This window comes from Pseudomonas sp. LFS044, from assembly GCF_047978245.1.
In the GTDB taxonomy this organism is placed as follows: domain Bacteria; phylum Pseudomonadota; class Gammaproteobacteria; order Pseudomonadales; family Pseudomonadaceae; genus Aquipseudomonas.
The window spans coordinates 44090-62827 of record NZ_JBFPFX010000003.1 but is presented as its reverse complement, the minus strand read 5'-3'; the positions used below and the strand labels follow the sequence as shown (position 1 = coordinate 62827).

Annotated in this window: 18 protein-coding genes and 1 pseudogene; 15 read left to right on the top strand and 4 right to left on the bottom strand. The window is 61.2% G+C overall.

The window, feature by feature from the left end; translation table 11 throughout:
• Positions 1–1551, bottom strand: a complete 1551-nt coding sequence (gene norR / locus ACNQPL_RS03155) for a nitric oxide reductase transcriptional regulator NorR (protein WP_346612055.1) — start codon at positions 1549–1551, stop codon at positions 1–3.
• Positions 1552–1705: 154 nt separating this feature from the next.
• On the opposite strand from norR, the gene hmpA reads away from it, so the two are divergent.
• The 12 genes from hmpA to ACNQPL_RS03095 all read left to right on the top strand — a co-directional run bounded on the left by hmpA (position 1706) and on the right by ACNQPL_RS03095 (position 13152).
• Positions 1706–2884 (top strand): NO-inducible flavohemoprotein, encoded by a 1179-nt coding sequence (gene hmpA / locus ACNQPL_RS03150; protein WP_416465843.1) that lies wholly within the window; start codon positions 1706–1708, stop codon positions 2882–2884.
• 357 nt (positions 2885–3241) lie between these two features.
• Positions 3242–3748, top strand: a complete 507-nt coding sequence (locus ACNQPL_RS03145; RefSeq protein WP_346612053.1) for a disulfide bond formation protein B — start codon at positions 3242–3244, stop codon at positions 3746–3748.
• A gap of 558 nt (positions 3749–4306) precedes the next feature.
• On the top strand, positions 4307–5251 hold the full coding sequence (gene cyoA / locus ACNQPL_RS03140; RefSeq protein ID WP_346612052.1) for a ubiquinol oxidase subunit II: 945 nt from the start codon (positions 4307–4309) through the stop codon (positions 5249–5251).
• Between the two features lie 3 nt (positions 5252–5254).
• Entirely contained in the window at positions 5255–7273 is a 2019-nt protein-coding gene (gene cyoB, locus ACNQPL_RS03135) for a cytochrome o ubiquinol oxidase subunit I (protein ID WP_387524700.1), read from the top strand.
• 3 nt (positions 7274–7276) lie between these two features.
• The gene (gene cyoC, locus ACNQPL_RS03130; RefSeq protein ID WP_346612050.1) at positions 7277–7900 is read left to right on the top strand and encodes a cytochrome o ubiquinol oxidase subunit III; all 624 of its coding nucleotides are present in this window, start codon (positions 7277–7279) and stop codon (positions 7898–7900) included.
• Complete coding sequence (cyoD, locus tag ACNQPL_RS03125; protein WP_346612049.1) at positions 7900–8232, top strand: cytochrome o ubiquinol oxidase subunit IV; 333 nt, start codon at positions 7900–7902, stop codon at positions 8230–8232. The genes cyoC and cyoD overlap by 1 nt, the downstream gene beginning before the upstream one ends.
• Positions 8233–8243: 11 nt before the next feature.
• A complete protein-coding gene (gene cyoE / locus ACNQPL_RS03120) occupies positions 8244–9131 on the top strand; it encodes a heme o synthase (RefSeq protein ID WP_346612048.1) in 888 nt (295 codons plus the stop codon).
• A 235-nt stretch (positions 9132–9366) separates the two neighbouring features.
• A complete protein-coding gene (gene alaC, locus ACNQPL_RS03115) occupies positions 9367–10575 on the top strand; it encodes an alanine transaminase (protein WP_346612047.1) in 1209 nt (402 codons plus the stop codon).
• A 151-nt stretch (positions 10576–10726) separates the two neighbouring features.
• Positions 10727–11110 (top strand): YkgJ family cysteine cluster protein, encoded by a 384-nt coding sequence (locus ACNQPL_RS03110; protein WP_012316177.1) that lies wholly within the window; start codon positions 10727–10729, stop codon positions 11108–11110.
• A 535-nt stretch (positions 11111–11645) separates the two neighbouring features.
• Entirely contained in the window at positions 11646–12209 is a 564-nt protein-coding gene (locus ACNQPL_RS03105; RefSeq protein ID WP_258655312.1) for a GNAT family N-acetyltransferase, read from the top strand.
• Complete coding sequence (locus tag ACNQPL_RS03100; RefSeq protein WP_346612046.1) at positions 12206–12745, top strand: hypothetical protein; 540 nt, start codon at positions 12206–12208, stop codon at positions 12743–12745. The genes ACNQPL_RS03105 and ACNQPL_RS03100 overlap by 4 nt, the downstream gene beginning before the upstream one ends.
• Positions 12746–12765: 20 nt before the next feature.
• Positions 12766–13152, top strand: coding sequence for a lysozyme inhibitor LprI family protein (locus ACNQPL_RS03095; RefSeq protein ID WP_416465839.1), 387 nt, complete (start codon positions 12766–12768; stop codon positions 13150–13152).
• A gap of 85 nt (positions 13153–13237) precedes the next feature.
• Here ACNQPL_RS03095 and mnmH read toward each other — a convergent pair whose 3' ends face one another.
• Positions 13238–14356 (bottom strand): tRNA 2-selenouridine(34) synthase MnmH, encoded by a 1119-nt coding sequence (gene mnmH, locus ACNQPL_RS03090; RefSeq protein ID WP_416465837.1) that lies wholly within the window; start codon positions 14354–14356, stop codon positions 13238–13240.
• Entirely contained in the window at positions 14356–15390 is a 1035-nt protein-coding gene (selD, locus tag ACNQPL_RS03085; protein WP_416465835.1) for a selenide, water dikinase SelD, read from the bottom strand. Before selD ends, mnmH begins: the two co-directional genes overlap by 1 nt.
• 129 nt (positions 15391–15519) lie before the next feature.
• On the opposite strand from selD, the gene ACNQPL_RS03080 reads away from it, so the two are divergent.
• The 3 genes and pseudogenes from ACNQPL_RS03080 to ACNQPL_RS03070 all read left to right on the top strand — a co-directional run bounded on the left by ACNQPL_RS03080 (position 15520) and on the right by ACNQPL_RS03070 (position 18061).
• Positions 15520–16374, top strand: a complete 855-nt coding sequence (locus ACNQPL_RS03080; RefSeq protein WP_346612040.1) for a putative selenate ABC transporter substrate-binding protein — start codon at positions 15520–15522, stop codon at positions 16372–16374.
• A pseudogene (locus ACNQPL_RS03075) lies at positions 16371–17009 on the top strand (phosphonate ABC transporter ATP-binding protein); the annotation flags it as partial. The gene ACNQPL_RS03080 and the pseudogene ACNQPL_RS03075, both read left to right, overlap by 4 nt.
• Before the next feature lie 326 nt (positions 17010–17335).
• Complete coding sequence (locus ACNQPL_RS03070; protein ID WP_038635113.1) at positions 17336–18061, top strand: autoinducer binding domain-containing protein; 726 nt, start codon at positions 17336–17338, stop codon at positions 18059–18061.
• Positions 18062–18092: 31 nt separating this feature from the next.
• On the opposite strand, the gene ACNQPL_RS03065 is transcribed toward ACNQPL_RS03070, so the two are convergent.
• Positions 18093–18683, bottom strand: a complete 591-nt coding sequence (locus ACNQPL_RS03065; RefSeq protein WP_038635110.1) for an acyl-homoserine-lactone synthase — start codon at positions 18681–18683, stop codon at positions 18093–18095.
• Positions 18684–18738 lie beyond the last annotated feature (55 nt).

Sequence of the window (18738 nt, the reverse complement as noted above, 5' to 3'; positions counted from 1 at the left end):
CTAGCGCAGGCCTAAGCGACGAGCCAGGCGGCTAAGGTTGGCGCGGTCCAGGCCCAGTTCGCGTGCGGCCGCGGCCCAGTTGTCCTGGTGGCGTTGCAGGCAGGCTTCGATCACCTGGCGCTGGTAGCGGTCGGTCGCTTCGCGCAAGCCACCTTCGGGCAAAGACGGGGCGGGTAGCGGTGCAGGGGAGGGGGATTGGGGCACGGCTGCCACGGGGCGAAGGTCCATATCATCAGCCTCCAGGGTGAGGATGCGCGGCCGATCTCGGTGCTGGCCCATGGCCTTGAGGGCGGAGCGGCCGATCAGGTGCTCCAGCTCCCGCACGTTGCCCGGCCAGTCGTAGGCCAGCAGGGCTGCCTGGGCTTCGCTGCTCAAGCGCAGGCTGTTCAGGCCCAAGCGTGATCGATTCTGTTCGAGGAAATAACCTGCCAATAACAGCACATCACGCCCACGTTCGCGCAATGGCGGCACCTGCAACGGGTAGACGCTGAGGCGGTGGTAGAAGTCGGCGCGGTAGTTGCCGTTGCGCACCTCGGCGGCCAGGTCGCGGTTGGTTGCCGCAATCAGGCGTACGTCGACCTGGTGCTCGCGGTCTGAGCCCAGGCGCTGCAGTTGCCCGCTCTGCAGTACCCGCAGCAACTTGGCCTGCACGGTCAGTGGCAGCTCGCCCACCTCATCGAGAAACAGCGTGCCCCCGTTGGCCAGCTCGAATTTGCCGCGGCGCTCGCCGTGGGCGCCGGTAAAGGCCCCGCGCACGTGGCCGAACAGTTCGCTTTCCACCAGCGTGTCGGGTAGCGCGGCGCAGTTCAGGCTGATCAAGGGTTTGTCGGCACGGTTGCTGGCCTGGTGCAGGGCCTGGGCCACCAGCTCCTTGCCTACGCCCGTTTCGCCAGTGATCAGTACGGTCAGGTCACTGCCGCCGACGAGGCGGATTTCTTCCAGCAAGCGCTTGTGAGCCGGGCTTTGGCCGATCAGCTCTTTGCCTTGGCCGCTGGCCTGGCGATAGATTTCGGCGCGGTGGTGTTCGTCCTCGGCGCGCAAGGCCAGGTGTTCGATGCGTTCAGCCACGGTAACGGTGGCGGCGGCCAGGCTGGCGAAGGCCTGCAAGGCATCCAGCTCCAGGCTTTGAAACTGGCCGGGGGTGAGGGCGTCCAGCGTCACCAGGCCCCACGGGCGCTCGTCGACCATCAGCGGGCAGCCCATGCAGTCGTGCACCTCCAGGTCGGCGTCAGGCACGTTGACCAGGCCGTCATAAGGGTCGGGCAGCTCGGAGTCACTGGCAAAGCGTGTGGGCTCGGCGCGGCCGAGCAGGATCTGGAAGCGCGGGTGCTCGCTGACCTTGAAGCGCCGGCCCAAGGTATCAGCAGAAAGCCCATCCACGGCCAGCGGTACCAGCCATTCGCCATCCAGGCGCAGCAACGCTGCCGCGTCGCAAGGCAGCAAGCTACGCATGGCCTGCAGCAAGCGGCGATAGCGCTCCTGGTCAGGCAGGTCGCGTGACAGGTCGCTGACCAGGGGGAGCAGTGCGGTAAGCAGCGGTTTTGCGGTCATAAAGACTCCTGTTGGTCATTATGACTATACGCCGGGGTGGGTCTTTTTGACATGACCTTAGTCAATGCCCTGATTTCACTGGCCTCAAGAGTTGGCACGATTGATGAAATGACTGGGTTAACCATTTGAAGCCCAGGCTCAGGAGTCGTTGCAAATGCTCAGTTCCGAACAACGTGCAATCATCAAAGCCACTGTCCCCCTGCTTGAAACCGGCGGCGAAGCGCTGACCACCCACTTCTACAAGATGATGCTCAACGAGTATCCCGAAGTGCGCCCACTGTTCAACCAGGCCCACCAGGCCAGCGGCGACCAACCGCGTGCACTGGCCAACGGCGTGCTGATGTACGCGCGCCACATCGACCAGTTGGAGCAACTTGGCGGTCTGGTCGGGCAGATCATCAACAAGCATGTTGCCTTGCAGATTCTGCCGGAGCATTACCCGATTGTCGGCAGCTGCCTGCTGCGGGCTATCGAAGAGGTGCTTGGCAAGGAAATCGCTACCCCTGAAGTGATCGCGGCCTGGGGCGCGGCCTACGGGCAACTGGCCGATATCCTCATCGGCGCCGAGGAAGGCCTTTATAAGCAGAAAGAGCAGGCCACTGGCGGCTGGCGCGGTACCCGCGAATTCCGCCTGGTACGCCGCGAGCGCGAAAGCAGCGAGATCGTTTCCTTCTACTTCGCGCCTGTTGATGGCAAGCCGGTGCTCAAGGCCGAACCCGGCCAGTACATTGGTTTGCAGCTGTTCATCGACGGTGCCGAACAGCGCCGCAACTATTCGCTGTCGTCCCTGTGCGATGGCACGCAATACCGCATCAGCGTCAAACGTGAAGAAGGCGGCAAAGTCTCCAGCTACCTGCATGACGAATTTGTCGTCGGTGAAACACTGCAGCTGTTCCCGCCTTCCGGCGACTTCACCCTGGCCGCCAGTGACAAGCCGCTGGTGCTGATCAGCGGCGGCGTCGGCATCACCCCAACCCTGGCCATGCTCGAGGCTGCCCTCGAGACCCGGCGCCCGGTGCACTTCATTCACTGTGCACGTAACGCCCAGGTGCATGCATTCCGTGACTGGGTCGACGGGCTGGCCGAGCGTCACCCCCAGCTCAAGCGCTTCTATTGCTATGCCGAAGATGACGGTTCGCGTGGCGCCCATGCGGTTGGGCTGTTGAGCCAGGACCTGCTGGGTGAGTGGATGCCAGGCGAGCGTGATGTGGATGCGTACTTCCTTGGGCCCAAGGGTTTCATGGCGGTTATCAAGCGCCACTTGAAAGGCCTGGGTGTGCCGGAGCAGCAGAGCCGCTATGAGTTCTTCGGGCCGGCGGCGGCTTTGGAATGATGGGCTGACTGCACTGCCCCATCGCCGGCTTGCCGGCGATGGGGCCGGAGCAAGCAACCTTTATATAAGGAAAAATGAAACCTTCTCCAGCCATCGTTCATCTTTAATCCTCCTTTAATCACTGTATCCTTCACTCCCGGGTGTCGAGGGGCTTGCCCCTGCGCGGCACCTGGGCAGCCGCTTTTTTGCCGGCCGGCGTTGAACCGACGTCCCCGCAGCCGGTCTGAAGCCATCACCGGATAGCCCTGCGCTGCGCTGTCTCGCCGCTTCCTCGACACGCTAACGGCCAAACCTGCGTGTAGACTTGCGCCCAGGCAGGCGGATCACGCTGCCACCTATCCATCGAAGGAATCGGCAATGAACGAACAACTATCGCGCCTGAATCGGGAACGGCGCTTTCTGGTGCTGCTGGGGGTGATCTGCCTTGCCCTGATCGGCGGTGCGCTATACATGCAGGTAGTGTTAGGCGAGGCACCGTGCCCGTTGTGCATCCTGCAGCGCTATGCGCTGCTCTTTATTGCCATCTTCGCCTTCATTGCCGCGGCGATGCCCGGGCGGCGCAGCCTGACCGTGTTCGAGGGGCTGGTGGTGCTGAGTGCAATTGGCGGAATCGTTGCGGCTGGCAACCATGTGTATATACTCGCCAACCCCATGGTCAGCTGCGGTATCGACACCCTGCAGCCGATCGTCGACGACCTGCCGCTGGCCAAGCTCTGGCCGCTGGCATTCCAGGTCGACGGCTTCTGCAGCACGCCATACCCGCCGATCCTCGGCTTGTCGCTGGCGCAGTGGGCACTGGTAGCGTTTGTGCTGACCGCCATTCTGGTTCCGCTGGGTATCTACCGCAACCGGCGCCGGCCTTAGACATAAGTCCCGATTTCGCTGTGGTCTTTTGCACCCACAGACAGAAGGGAAAAGTTGCCTCCCGCTTGCTTCAGATCAACCACAAAGCCTTGCAGGATGCGGGTTTGAGGGCTATCAAGCGGGGTGCGACAAACTGTCGCGAAGTTGAATAATTGCCCCCTATTGTTACGCATTCTGTAAAAGACTGTTGCTCAATAAGTCATAGTCAAGGGTTGGCGACCTCACTACAATCGCCCCCAATTTCCGTTCGGCACTGCTTGCGAGTCGCAGGATTGAAGGAAGCCCCAGCGCTTTCTTTTGCTGACTTCGTCAAGTTTCGCCCAGCGGCGATACCGGGCGGATACCCCTCCGCGTTTTCCCGCACCAAATGGACTTGGTCTGAAGTACAGGCCTGTTGCCTACGAAACCATAAGCACCGCTAACACGCTTGAGCCAAGGTCCTGCAGTCGGACCCCAGGCAGGAGCGAGTACGGGCGCGAAATGCCTCACTTGGCAGGACGAAGTGCTGGCTACCAAAACACAAATTGCATTGAAGCAAGCTGATCTAGAGGTCGTGAGATGAGTAAAAAGCGTTACCCCAGACTGTTTGGCATATTGCCCTTTTTAGGCATGCTTTTACTCAGTGGGTGCAACTGGACCCTGCTCGACCCGAAGGGTCAGGTCGGCATTGAGCAAAAGAACCTCATCCTCATCGCTACCGGCCTGATGCTGCTGGTGGTGATCCCGGTCATCATCATGACCGTGGCGTTCGCCTGGAAGTACCGTGCTTCCAACAAGGCGGCCACCTACACGCCTGACTGGTCGCACTCGACCAAGATCGAGGCTGCGGTGTGGATCATCCCGATCCTGATCATCATTGCCCTGGGTTATGTCACCTACAAGTCCACCCACAAGCTGGACCCGTACCGTCCGCTGGACTCCGACGTCAAGCCGATCCAGATCGACGTGGTCGCACTGGACTGGAAGTGGCTGTTCATCTACCCGGAGCAGGGCATCGCGACGGTCAACAAGATCAACTTCCCGGCTAACACCCCGGTCAACTTCCGCGTCACCTCCGACGCCGTGATGAACTCGTTCTTCATCCCGGGCCTGGGCGGCCAGATCTACGCCATGGCCGGCATGACCACCAAGCTGCACCTGATCGCCAACGAAAACGGCGAGTTCGACGGTATCAGCGCCAACTACAGCGGCGCTGGCTTCACCGGCATGAAATTCAAGGCTACTGCAACCTCTCAGGAAGACTTCGACAAGTGGGTCGCCGAAGTGAAGCAGTCGCCTCTGAAACTGGGCAAGGCCGAGTACGAAGCACTGGCCAAGCCTAGCGAATACAACCCAGTCGCGCTGTACAGCGAGGCGCCAGCGGAGCTGTTCCAGACCATCGTCGACAAGTACGAAGGCATGAACCGCGGCAAGCCGGTCCACGAAGAAGCAGGCAGCAAAGATCTGGCCACCACCACGGGTGTGGAATCGAGTACGCAACCAGCTGCCGGTGCAGAGGAGTAAGAGATGTTCGGTAAATTAAGCCTGGAGGCGATACCCTATCACGAGCCGATAGTCATGGTGACGCTTGCCATGATCGCGCTCGGCGGTATCGCTGTCGTCGGCCTTATCACCTATTTCCGCAAGTGGACCTACTTGTGGACCGAGTGGCTGACGACTGTCGACCACAAGAAAATCGGGGTGATGTACATCATCGTCGCGATGATCATGCTGCTGCGCGGCTTTGCCGACGCCATCATGATGCGTACACAGCTGGCTGCTGCTACCGGCGGCTCCGAAGGCTATCTGCCGCCTGAACACTATGACCAGATCTTCACCGCTCACGGTGTGATCATGATCATCTTCATGGCGATGCCGTTCTTCACCGGCCTGATGAACCTTGCGGTTCCTCTGCAGATCGGTGCGCGTGACGTTGCCTTCCCGTTCCTGAACTCCCTGAGCTTCTACCTGCTGCTGGCAGGCGTGCTGCTGGTCAACATCTCCCTGGGCGTCGGCGAATTCGCCAAGACCGGTTGGGTTGCCTATCCGCCGCTCGCGGGTATTCAGTACAGCCCTGGGGTGGGTGTCGACTACTACATCTGGGCGCTACAGCTATCCGGCTTGGGTACGACGCTTACCGGTGTGAACTTCCTCGTCACCGTGATGAAGATGCGCGCACCTGGCATGAAACTGATGGACATGCCGATCTTCACCTGGACCTGCACCTGGGCCAACGTACTGATCGTTGCTTCCTTCCCGATCCTGACCGCTGCACTCGCTCTGCTGACTGTTGACCGTTATCTGGACTTCCACATTTTCACCAACGAGCTTGGTGGGAACCCGATGATGTACGTCAACCTGTTCTGGGCGTGGGGTCACCCTGAGGTTTACATCCTGATCCTGCCGGCCTTCGGCGTGTTCTCGGAAGTGACTTCGACCTTCTCCGGCAAGCGTCTGTTTGGCCACCACTCGATGATCTACGCATCGGGCGCAATCGCCATCCTGGGCTTCGCGGTATGGCTGCACCACTTCTTCACCATGGGTGCCGGCGCCAGCGTCAACACCTTCTTCGGCCTGGCGACGATGCTGATCTCCATCCCGACGGGTGTGAAGCTGTTCAACTGGCTGTTCACCATGTACCAGGGCCGTGTGCGTTTCACCGCACCGATGCTGTGGACCCTGGGCTTCATGATCACCTTCTCGATCGGTGGCATGACCGGCGTTCTGCTGGCTGTACCAGGTGCTGACTTCGTCCTGCACAACAGCCTGTTCGTAATTGCTCACTTCCACAACGTGATCATCGGTGGTGCGGTATTCGGCTACATCGCCGGCTTCGCCTACTGGTTCCCGAAAGCCTTCGGTTTCACCCTGAACGAGAAGTGGGGCAAAGCTGCCTTCTGGTTCTGGATCTCGGGCTTCTACGTTGCGTTCATGCCGCTGTACGCCCTGGGCTTCATGGGCATGACCCGTCGTCTGAACCACTCCGACAACCCACTGTGGGAACCCTACCTGTACGTAGCCGTCGTCGGCGCCGTGCTGATCCTGTTCGGTATCGCTTGCCAGCTGATCCAGATCTTCGTTTCGGTCCGCGACCGCAACCAGAACCTGGACGTGACCGGCGACCCATGGGGCGGTCGTACTCTGGAATGGTCGACTTCGTCGCCACCTCCGTTCTACAACTTCGCCCACATGCCTGAGCAGGTTGGTCTGGATGCATGGCATGAAACCAAGGAAACCGGTGCTGCTTACAAGCCGGCAACCAAGTTCGACGCCATCCACATGCCGAGCAACACCGCTACCGGTTTGTTCATGGGTCTGTTCCTGACCGTCTTCGGCTTTGCCTTCATCTGGCACATCTGGTGGCTGGTTGGCGCAAGCCTGGTTGCAACCATCGCTGTCTTCGTTCGCCACGCCGCACGTGACGACCAGGGCTACATGGTTCCGGCCGAAGAAGTGGCGCGCATCGAAGGCGAGCGCATGCAAGCGCTGGCCAAAGCAGGTGCTCTGCCTGCCGGCGCACGTGTCGAATCGTTTGAGCGGGTGTAATCAATGTCCAGTCAAGTAATACACGGCGGTGCTCATGGACACGACCATGGGCATGACGACCACCACCACGACTCGGGCCAGATGACCGTACTGGGTTTCTGGCTGTACCTGATGACCGACTGCATCCTGTTTGCGTCGCTCTTCGCCACCTACGCGGTGCTGTCCGGCAGTTTTGCCGGCGGCCCGTCGGGTCACGACATCTTCCAGCTCGACTTCGTGCTGGTTGAAACCGCGTTCCTCCTGCTGTCCTCGATCACCTTCGGCTTCGCCATGCTGAAGATGTTCGCCGGCAACAAGGCAGGCGTGCTGGGCTGGTTGGCAGTGACCTTCCTGTTCGGTGCTGGCTTCATCGCGATGGAAATCTACGAATTCCATCACCTGATCGCTGAGGGCTTCGGCCCGCAGCGCAGTGGCTTCCTGTCGGGCTTCTTCGCCCTGGTAGGTACCCACGGCCTGCACGTGACCGCCGGCCTGATCTGGATGGCAATCATGATGTACCAGATCAGCAAGCACGGCATCACGCCGACCGCCAAGACCCGCATGAGCTGCCTGAGCCTGTTCTGGCACTTCCTGGACGTGGTCTGGATCTGCGTATTCACCGTCGTTTACCTGCTGGGGGTTCTGTAATGGCTAACGCACACGACACTCATCACGAAGGTAACCACGGTAGCGTCAAGTCCTACATGGTCGGCTTTATCCTGTCGATCATCCTGACCGCGATCCCGTTCGGCCTGGTGATGTTCCCAAGCCTGCCGAAGAACCTGACCGTCCTGGTCGTGGTGGCCATGGCCGTCATCCAGGTGGTAGTGCACCTCGTGTACTTCCTGCACATGGACCGCTCGAAAGAGCAGCGTTCCAACGTGTCGACGTTCCTGTTCACCGCCATGGTGATTGCACTGCTGGTCGGCCTGTCGCTGTGGATCATGTTCAGCATCCACTTCGAAATGATGGCCAAGTGAGGTAAGACTGCATGTCCGTTAAGCACTTTATCCAAATCACCAAACCGGGGATCATTTTCGGTAACGTGCTTTCCGTGGCAGGCGGTTTCTTCCTTGCCTCGAAGGGCCATGTAGACTTCGCCCTGTTCCTGGCGGTGGTGATCGGTACTTCCCTGGTAGTCGCGTCTGGTTGCGTGTTCAACAACTGCATCGACCGTGACATCGACATCAAGATGGAACGTACCAAGAACCGCGTCATGGTCCAGGGCGGCATGTCGCTGCCCCTCGCGCTGATCTACGCCACCCTCCTCGGGGTGGCCGGCTTCAGCCTGCTGTATGTCCAGGCCAACCCGCTGTCGGCGTTCTGCGCGCTCATCGGGTTCGTCGTCTACGTCGGTTTCTACAGCCTCTGGCTGAAGCGCAAATCGGTGCACGGCACCTTGGTTGGCAGCCTGTCCGGTGCCATGCCTCCGGTGATCGGCTACTGCGCCGTGAGCAACAGCTTCGACCTGGCTGCAGTGACTCTGCTGGTGATGTTCAGCCTGTGGCAGATGCCGCACAGCTTTGCGATCGCCATCTTCCGCTTCAAGGATTACAGCGCTGCCAACATCCCGGTCCTGCCGGTGGCACGCGGCATCCTCGCGGCGAAGAAGCAGATCGTGCTGTACGTGCTGGCCTTCGTGCTCGCGACCCTGATGCTTACCCTCGGCGGTTACGCCGGCCTCGGCTACCTGGCTGTGGCAGCTGCCATGGGCCTGTACTGGCTGTACATGGCGTGGGGTGGCTACAAGGCCGAGGACGACAGCAAGTGGGCCCGCAAGGTATTCGGCTTCTCCATCCTCACCGTTACTGCCCTGAGCGTGATGATGTCGGTGGATAGCCAGACTGCCGCGGACGTGCTGATGACCTACGCGCGCTGATACAGCTGCCTGTTACAGAAAAACCCCGGCCTTTGTGCCGGGGTTTTTTTATGGGCTTTAATTACTGTCAGTCCTGTTAACTGAAAGGATTCGAAATAAGGCCCTGAAAACATGAAATAAAACGGGATATTTTCCTTTACAAGATATCTTGCGCGGCATTATTGTCTGACTCGGCCGCCGCAGCGGCCAGCGTCGCTCGGACGGTTCCGGGCGCTTACGTCTTGCCGAGGAAACCATGGCCAACCCAGGTTCGCCGCGCCGCTTTGCGCGCATCGATCGTCTTCCCCCGTACGTCTTCAACATCACCGCCGAGCTCAAGATGGCCGCCCGCCGCCGTGGCGAGGACATCATCGACCTGAGCATGGGCAACCCAGACGGTGCCACGCCGCCGCACATCGTCGAAAAGCTGGTGCAGGTCGCTCAGCGTGAAGACACCCATGGCTACTCCACGTCCCGCGGCATCCCGCGCCTGCGCCGCGCCATTTCGAATTGGTACAAGGAACGCTACGAGGTCGACATCGACCCGGAAAGCGAAGCCATCGTCACCATCGGCTCCAAGGAGGGCCTGGCTCACCTGATGCTGGCCACGCTCGATCAGGGCGACACGGTGCTGGTGCCCAACCCGAGCTACCCGATCCACATCTATGGCGCGGTCATCGCCGGTGCCCAGGTGCGCTCGGTGCCACTGGTGCCGGGTGTCGACTTCTTCAACGAACTCGAGCGGGCCATTCGCGAGTCGATCCCCAAGCCGAAGATGATGATCCTTGGCTTCCCGTCCAACCCGACCGCGCAATGCGTGGAACTGGACTTCTTCGAGCGTGTGGTGGCCTTGGCCAAGCAGTACGACGTGCTGGTGGTGCATGACCTGGCCTACGCCGACATCGTCTATGACGGCTGGAAAGCCCCGTCGATCATGCAGGTACCAGGGGCCAAGGACATTGCGGTGGAGTTCTTCACCCTGTCCAAGAGCTACAACATGGCGGGCTGGCGGATCGGCTTCATGGTCGGTAACCCCGAGCTGGTCAGCGCCCTGGCGCGGATCAAGAGCTACCACGACTACGGCACCTTCACACCGCTACAAGTGGCGGCCATTGCCGCGCTGGAAGGCGACCAGCAGTGCGTACGGGACATTGCCGAGCAGTATCGCCAGCGCCGCAACCTGCTGGTGAAAGGGCTGCACGAACTGGGCTGGATGGTCGAGAACCCCAAGGCGTCGATGTACGTGTGGGCGAAGATCCCTGAGCAGTACGCCCACCTGGGGTCGTTGGAGTTCGCCAAGAAGCTGCTGGCCGAAGCCAAGGTCTGTGTTTCGCCTGGGGTCGGTTTCGGTGATTACGGCGACGACCATGTGCGCTTTGCCCTGATCGAAAACCAGGATCGGATTCGACAGGCAATCCGCGGCATCCGGCAGATGTTCCGGGCCGATGGCCTGAGCCGCAAATAGCGCTGAACCAGGGGCCGTCACACGGCCCCTGTTGCTTGCCGGATCGACGGCGAACTATTTTTCGCTGCCCCTCTTCTCAGCCGACCTCGCTTCGATTACAAATGGCGCCGCGGGCCTGCCCCGATAACAATAACCTTCCCTCCGTGCCATCATGTCCGAATATAACCCTTGCCTTGACTGCGGCGCCTGCTGCGGGTATTTCCGTGTGTCCTTCTTCTGGGGCGAATGCCAGTCTGCCGGGGGCGTTGTGCCTGACGACCTGGTGGTGCAGATCAACCCCACTCGGGTAGCCATGATCGGCACCGATGCCAAGCCCTGCCGCTGTGTCAGCCTCAAGGGCGAGATCGGCACCGAGGTGGCGTGCACCATCTACGCCAACCGCTCAAGCCCCTGCCGCGAGTTCGAAGCGTCGTGGGAGGGGGGTGTGCACAACCCCAGCTGCGACGATGCCCGCGCGGCCTATGGCCTGCCACCGCTGACCCCGCCGGGGGCCAATGAGCCGCATTGGCCGGATGATGGGGCTGAGGTGGCCTGATGGCTTTTGCGGTGCCTGCGCTTGCCCTATCGCCAGTTCAGGCAGCCCCTCTCAGGCACCTCCAGCTCTACCTGAACACCGAAGCCCAAGGGGCCTGAAGGGTGTTCGTCGCGAGCGTTGCAGCGCTCTTGAGATCGAGCGCCGCCCGCGCGGCGCATCGCGGGGCAAGCCCGCTCCCACATTTGTTGCAACGTGCCATGGCCTGTGAGGCCATAGTTGTCAGCCTTGTTAGCACGATGCGATTTTTCCGTTGGTGCTGCCGGCGCCCCACCTGTCTTCAGCCATGCACCAAGGCGAACAACCATGGCCTGGCTGGAACGGCGCGTTGCAACGAATGTGGGAGCGGGCTTGCCCCGCGATGCGCCGCGCGGGCGGCGCTCGATCTAAAGGGCGCTGAAGATCCCAAGGCAAGCGCTTCGCGATGCGCCGCGCGGGCGGCGCTCGATCTCAAATACACCCTATAACTCAAGACATGCCCCGGCGACCTACATAACGTTACACTGTCACCTCCCCAGCAATGGACAGGAGATCCGGCGTGACCCCACCCCGCAGTTTCCCCAGCGACCTCTGCCTCGACAGCCCGCGCCTGCAGCTGCGGCCGATGCGCCATGCCGATGCCGAACAATGGCTGACGATCATGGCCGACCCCGAGGTCATGCGTTACTGGCACCACGCCCCTTGGCAAGACCTGGCCGAGGCCGAAAGCGCCCTGGCCGCTGACCGCGAAGCCTATGCCAATGGTGATCAGCTCAAGCTGGGCATGTACCGTCGTGACAACGGCGACCTGATCGGCATGGTCCAGCTGTTCAACATCGACGATGTGTCCCGCAGGGGCGAAATCGGCTACTGCCTGGCCAGTGCCGTGCAGGGCAGGGGTTACATGGACGAGGCGCTGACATGCTTCATCGACTACCTCGCCCACACCCTGCACATGCGCCGCCTGGAAGGTGAAATCGACCCACGCAACCAAGGTTCGGCGCGTACCCTTGAACGCCAAGGCTTTGTGCTTGAAGGCACGCTGCGGGCGCGCTGGTGCGTGGCGGGTGAGCTGTCCGATTCTGGTATATACGGGTTGCTGCTCGAGCCACCGGTTGCATGACGGCTTTCTACCTCACCTTCAGCCTCGCCCTGTATCTGCTCGGCTTATGTTTCGATGGCGCGTTGATGACCGCCGGCAGGCACATGCCGGCTCTGCAGATGCTGCTATACGGGCCCTGGGGCATTCCATTCGGCTTGTTTCAGTGGTTTGCCAACCCGTTGCTGGCGGTGGCGATCCTGGCCCATCGGCGCTTCCGGCGCTTGGCGCTGGTGGCTGGCTTGGGTGCGCTGTACCTGGCGGCCAGCAGCTTCGGCATTGAACGTCTGCCGGACAACATCAGCTACGACTTCCAGGATCGCACAGGCTTTGGTGCCGGTTTCTATCTGTGGTTTGCGTCTATTGTGGTGTTTTGTGCGGGGCAGGCGTGGCATGTTTGCAAGGCGCGCAACGCCCAGGACATGCCAGCTTGGCGTTGGCTCGACGTGGCGCTGATAGCAGCCCTTGCGCTGGCTGTGTATGCCGCCACACAAATGCCGTCGCTGCGTTTCGAGCCGGGCAAGGTGCTGATGCCGCCAGAGCAGCCGCAAGCGTTTTGAAGTTCACCAGGAGGGTTGCGATGAACAAGCAGTACCTGATGGGCCTGGCCCTGGCGTTGGGTACGCCGATGGCGATGGCTGGGGATAACTCGCCCACCTATACCCAGTGCATGGACAACGCATCCAGCACGGTTGCGATGAGCGGCTGCATTCAGGCCGAGACCCAGCTGCAGGATGCGCAATTGAACAGGGTCTACAAGCAACTGCTGGCCAAGCTCGAAGCAGCGCCGCAGAAAAGCCTGCGCGACGTACAGCGGCAGTGGATCGCCTACCGCGATGGCAACTGCAAATTCCACGTGCAGGCGAGTGGCGGGACGATGGCCCAGCTTGAAGGTGCCATGTGCATGATGGACATGACCCGTGAGCGGGCGGCGGAGCTGGAGCGGGTGCTCAGCCCAGGGCAGTGATATTGCCTGGGCGGGCCTTTTCGCGGGTAACCCGCTCCTATGACGGCTGGCGCAGTACCTGTAGGCGATGGGGCGCGAAGCGGCCCTATTTATTCATGTGAGCACCGCGCAGCGCCCGGGCCTTGAGGTACTCGCGCACCTCCAGCGCATCCCCGGCAAACTCGATCCGGTCAGCCTTGGCGTCACGCTGGTAGGCATACATCGGGTCGTAATATTCCTGCAACAAACCCTCGATCCACCCGCGGTGCAGGTCTATTGCACCGCACCGCTGCTGCTCGTCCAGTGCCTGGCGCAGAATCTGGGACAGGCGCTGGAACCGCTCGCCACCCAGGCGCTTCTGAATATTGGCCATGCTCTGCAGCATGCGCTCGGCGAATAGCCGATGGCCGAGCTGCTCACCGTGCAGCGTGACGAACTCGGCGCACAGGTTGATTACGTAGTCGCGCAGGATGCGTTCCACACGGTTCTCGAAGCTGTCCTCCAGCCATACCATCGGGTACTGCTGCATGCCTTGGTACAACGCCAATGGCACCGTGCAGCTGCCAACGATGCGGCCTTCATCTTCCAGCACGAACTGCTCGATGCCACGGGCACGTTTCTTCAGTACATCGATGGCCAGCTTGTTCTCGAAGTCGATCTGCGCCGGCTGCGCGGTGGCGCGCTTGCCGAAACTGGAGCCGCGGTGGTTGGCTTGGCCTTCAAGGTCGAGCACGTTGTTCAGCTGGTGCAGCACATCGGTCTTGCCCGTGCCGGTCAGGCCGCCCAGCAGGACGAAGTCGCACTGTTCGACAGCCTGTTCGGTGGTTTCCAGCAGGAAGGTGCGCAGCGCCTTGTAACCGCCGCTGATTCGCGGGTAATCGATACCGGCCTCATCGCGCAGCCACTGCTGGACGATCAGTGAACGCAAGCCACCGCGAAAGCAGTAGAGGTAGCCGTTTGGGTTGGCCCGGGCGAAGCTGGCCCAGGCGTGCAGGCGCTCACGCTTGGTGGTACCGCTGACCAGTTGGTGGCCGAGGGTGATGGCTGCGGCCTGGCCTAGTTGCTTGTAGCAGGTGCCTACTTTCTGCCGCTCCTGGTCAGTCATCAACGGCAGATTGACCACGCCGGGGAAGGCGCCCTTGGCAAATTCGATGGGCGCGCGCATGTCCATCATGGGCGCGTCGTCGAGGAACAGCTGGCGGAAATCGGTGCAATCGGGGCGCATCAGCTCACCTCGACTGCGTGGCGCTGTCGCTCGGCCAATATGCCGATCGGCGAGAGCGTGAGGCCCAGCTCGGCAGCCACGGCGAGGAATTCCTCCTCGCCTTCGGCGCTGACGGCCACCAGCAAGCCGCCGCTGGTCTGCGGATCGCACAGCAGGTGCTTCTGATCATCGCTGAGCGGGCCGATCTTGTGCCCGTAGCTTTCGAAGTTGCGCAGGGTGCCACCGGGGATGCAACCCTGCGCCAAGTAGTGCTCGACGCTGGCCAGGCGAGGCACGGCGGCATAGTCCAGGTGTGCGGTCAGGCCGCTGCCTTCGGCCAGTTCGACCAGGTGGCCAAGCAGGCCGAAGCCGGTCACGTCGGTCATGGCCTTGACCCCATCGAGCTTGCCGAACCGGCTGCCGGGGGTGTTGAGAGTGCACATCCAGTCACGTGCCAGGCCTTGGTCCTGCTCGCGCAGTTTGGCCTTTTTCTCGGCGGTGGTAAGAATGCCGATACCCAAGGGTTTGGTCAGGTACAGGCGGCAGCCTGCGGTGGCGGTGTCATTGCGCTTGAGATGGCGTTTGCTGACCATGCCGGTGACGGCCAGGCCGAAGATCGGCTCTGGGGCGTCGATGGAGTGACCACCCGCCAGCGGGATGCCGGCTTCGGCGCACACGGCGCGCCCACCGCGGATCACTTCGCGGGCGACCTCCGGTGGCAGCACGTTGACCGGCCATCCGAGGATGGCGATGGCCATCAGCGGGTCCCCGCCCATGGCATAGATGTCGCTGATGGCGTTGGTGGCGGCGATGCGGCCGAAATCGTAGGGGTCATCGACGATCGGCATGAAAAAGTCGGTGGTGGAGACCACGCCGCGCTCATCGTCCAGGGCGTAGACGGCAGCGTCGTCGCGCGATGCGTTGCCGACCCACAGCTTGGGGTCCAGGGCTTGCGCGCCGCTTTCGGCCAGGATCACATCCAGTACCTTGGGGGAGATCTTGCAGCCACAGCCAGCACCGTGGCTGTACTGGGTCAGGCGAATCGGCTCGCTCATACGCACCTCAGGGAATCAAATTGTTGCGCGATTGTAGCAAAGCTGGCCTTTGTGCCATGCGCCCTTATACTTTCCACGCGCGGCGCGGATCGTCGCCCATTCCCCCCGCTATTGAACCGGAGTCTTCCCATGCTCAAACGCCCAATGGCGCTCGCCGCCGGCCTGGTCCTGTCCTGCTGTGCCGTTGTCGCCCAGGCCGCTGAAACCCTGCGGGTCAGTGCCATCCCCGACGAAGCGCCGACCGAGTTGCTGCGCAAGTTCGAGCCGCTGGGCAAGTACCTGTCGCAGCAGCTGGGTATGGAGGTTAAGTTCGTGCCGGTTGCCGATTACCCGGCGGTGGTCGAGTCCTTGGCCAGTGACCGCCTGGACATGGCCTGGCTGGGCGGGTTCACCTTCGTCCAGGTGCATTTGAAAGACCCGAAAGCCACGCCTCTGGTGCAGCGTGAACAGGATGCCAAGTTCACCTCCAAGTTCATCACCGCCAACCCCGATGTGAAGAGCCTGGCCGACCTCAAGGGCAAATCGTTTGCCTTCGGCTCCATCTCGTCTACCTCGGGCAGCCTGATGCCGCGCTATTTCATGCTCAAGGAAGACAACATCAAGCCTGAGAGCTATTTCAGCCGCGTGGCCTATTCCGGTGCCCACGACGCCACTGTGGCCTGGGTGCAGGCTGGCAAGGTCGACGGTGGCGTGCTCAACGCCAGCGTGTGGCAGAAGCTGGTCGATGCCGGCAAGGTCGATACCGGCAAGGTCAAGGTGTTTGCCACCACGCCGGAATATTACGACTACAACTGGACCGTGCGCGGCAACATGGAGCCGGCCCTGAAGGAGAAGATCAAGCAAGCCTTCCTCGATCTGGACCCCGCCAAGCCCGACCATAAAGCGATTCTCGACCTGCAGGCCGCCAGCCGCTTCATCGAGACCAAGCCTGAGAATTACCAGGGCACCGAGCAGGCGGCACGTGAGGCCGGCCTGCTCAAGTGACTATCGACCTGCACAACGCCGGCCTGCGCCATGGCCAGGTGCGCGCGCTGGAGTCCGTATCCTTGCGTATAACCAAGGGTGAGCGGGTGGCGATCATCGGCCCTTCCGGGGCCGGCAAATCCAGCCTGTTGCACCTGATGGCCACGGCCGTGCAGCCCAGCGCCGGGCGCCTGGTGCTGTTCGGCGAGCAGCCCTGGGCGCTGTCTGCCAGGGCACGCCAGCGCTTGCGCGCGCGGATCGGGCTGGTTCATCAGGCGCCGCCCTTGCCGCCTCGCCAGCGGGTGGTGACAGCGGTGCTGGCGGGCCGCCTGGGGCAGTGGGGCACGTTGCAGGGGTTGTTCAACCTGGTGTATCCCACCGATGTGCCAGGCGCACGGCAGGTGTTGGCCGAGCTGGGGCTGGCGGAAAAGCTGTTCGTGCAGTGCGGGCAACTGTCCGGCGGCCAGTTGCAGCGGGTCGGTATCGCCCGAGTGTTATACCAGCGCCCCGAGTTACTGCTGGCTGACGAGCCGGTGTCGGCCATGGACCCGGTGCTGGCTGACCACAGCCTGGCTTTGCTAAACCGCCATGCCCAAGCCAATGGCGTCACCCTGGTGGCCAGCCTGCATGCGGTTGAGCTGGCCTTGGCGCATTGGCGGTGCTGAGCGGGTGTTGTTTATACACCTGCGTTTCTTGGGGGTGGACTACCAGATCTTGTAGTGATTAGCGTATGAACGGGTTGGCTGCAGCCCACCGAATGAACTGTTGCATTATTGTGAAGAGGCAGGTTCATTCGTCGGCTGAGAGGCGGTAATGGCTTACTAACATCGCCGGGATGCAATGTTCTAAGTAGTTGGTTGGATTAGGCGCAATGAATCTAGTGCTAGCGCAAAGCCTTCTATGACGATGTGATTTTGCTTGTTGACAGAGATTCAGGTTGGTCTAGTCTAACGGCCTGTTTTCAACTTTAGTGGTGCTCAAAATGGAATTAGGGCAGCAGTTGGGATGGGATGCGTACTTTTATAGTATCTTTGCGCGAACCATGGATATGCAGGAGTTTACGGCTGTCGCGTTGAGGGCCTTGCGCGAACTACGGTTTGATTTTTTTGCCTACGGCATGTGCAGCGTGACCCCGTTCATGCGGCCCAGGACTTATATGTACGGCAATTACCCCGAGGACTGGGTGCAGCGATATCAGGCGGCTAACTACGCGGTGATCGATCCCACGGTGAAGCACAGCAAAGTCTCGTCGGCCCCCATTCTATGGAGCAATGAGTTGTTCCGGGGATGCGCGGACCTGTGGTCTGAAGCCAAGGATTCACATTTATGCCACGGCCTGGCACAACCCTCGTTCAACGCCCAGGGGAGGGTCGGGGTGTTAAGCCTGGCGCGCAAGAACAACCCCATCAGCCTTCAGGAATTTGAAGCCTTGAAGCCGGTGACCAGAGCCTTTGCCGCCGCGGCCCACGAGAAAATTTCCGAGCTGGAGAGCGACGTGCGTGTCTTCAATACGGGCGTGGCGTTCAGTGGGAGGGAATGTGATGTGCTGCGCTGGACGGCCGACGGCAAGACCTCGGAGGAAATCGGCGTGATCATGGGGGTGTGCACCGATACCGTGAATTACCATCACCGCAACATCCAGCGCAAAATCGGCGCCAGTAACCGCGTGCAGGCAGTGTCTTACGCAGTCGCGATGGGCTATATCTGAGGGGCATTCAAAAAGGACGACTCGGCCCGTATCAAGCTGTCTCTTTCAATAATGTGCCGGACATGAAGGCTGACGGTGCGACCGCGCTGCGATGGTGCTCGCGGTGGGCCGAGAGTTTGATGGCGAGGATTTTCTCATTCTGGTGCACCGTGACCGGGCCCAGCCGTTCGTAGTGGACTCCGTTGATTTTGTAATAGCGCTCCATGGTGCTGTTGACGATCCCGACGATGGCCTCTGCGCCCGCCAGGGCGGCCGTCTTGAGGCTTCTCCAGAACAACGGCATCGCCAATTGCGGTTCGCAGGTGGTGAAGCGAGTCATTTCCCAGACGGCTGGATGCTTGGGCGGCGCCCCGGCGCAGGCATGGCTGAACACCCCTTCAAGCAGGTTGGGGAGCGTGGTGGGAATCAGCCGGGCGCAGCCAACGATGGCGCGGTCTGCATTGAACGCCAGGAGGTAGCGGGCGTGTTCGGTGTCGTATTGATCCCATTCACAACCTGCCTGGCTCGGATGGGCGGGCAGCCGCCATCCGAGTTTCTCGACGAATTGTTCGTGCCGAAAGCGGCCGAGCATGAGTTTCAGCTCATCGTCCATTTCGCTCAGTGTGTGCTCTTCCATGTGCATTGCTGGGGTTCCTTAGGGATGGAGTGCAGTTTTATAGAGGACTTGCACAGGCTTG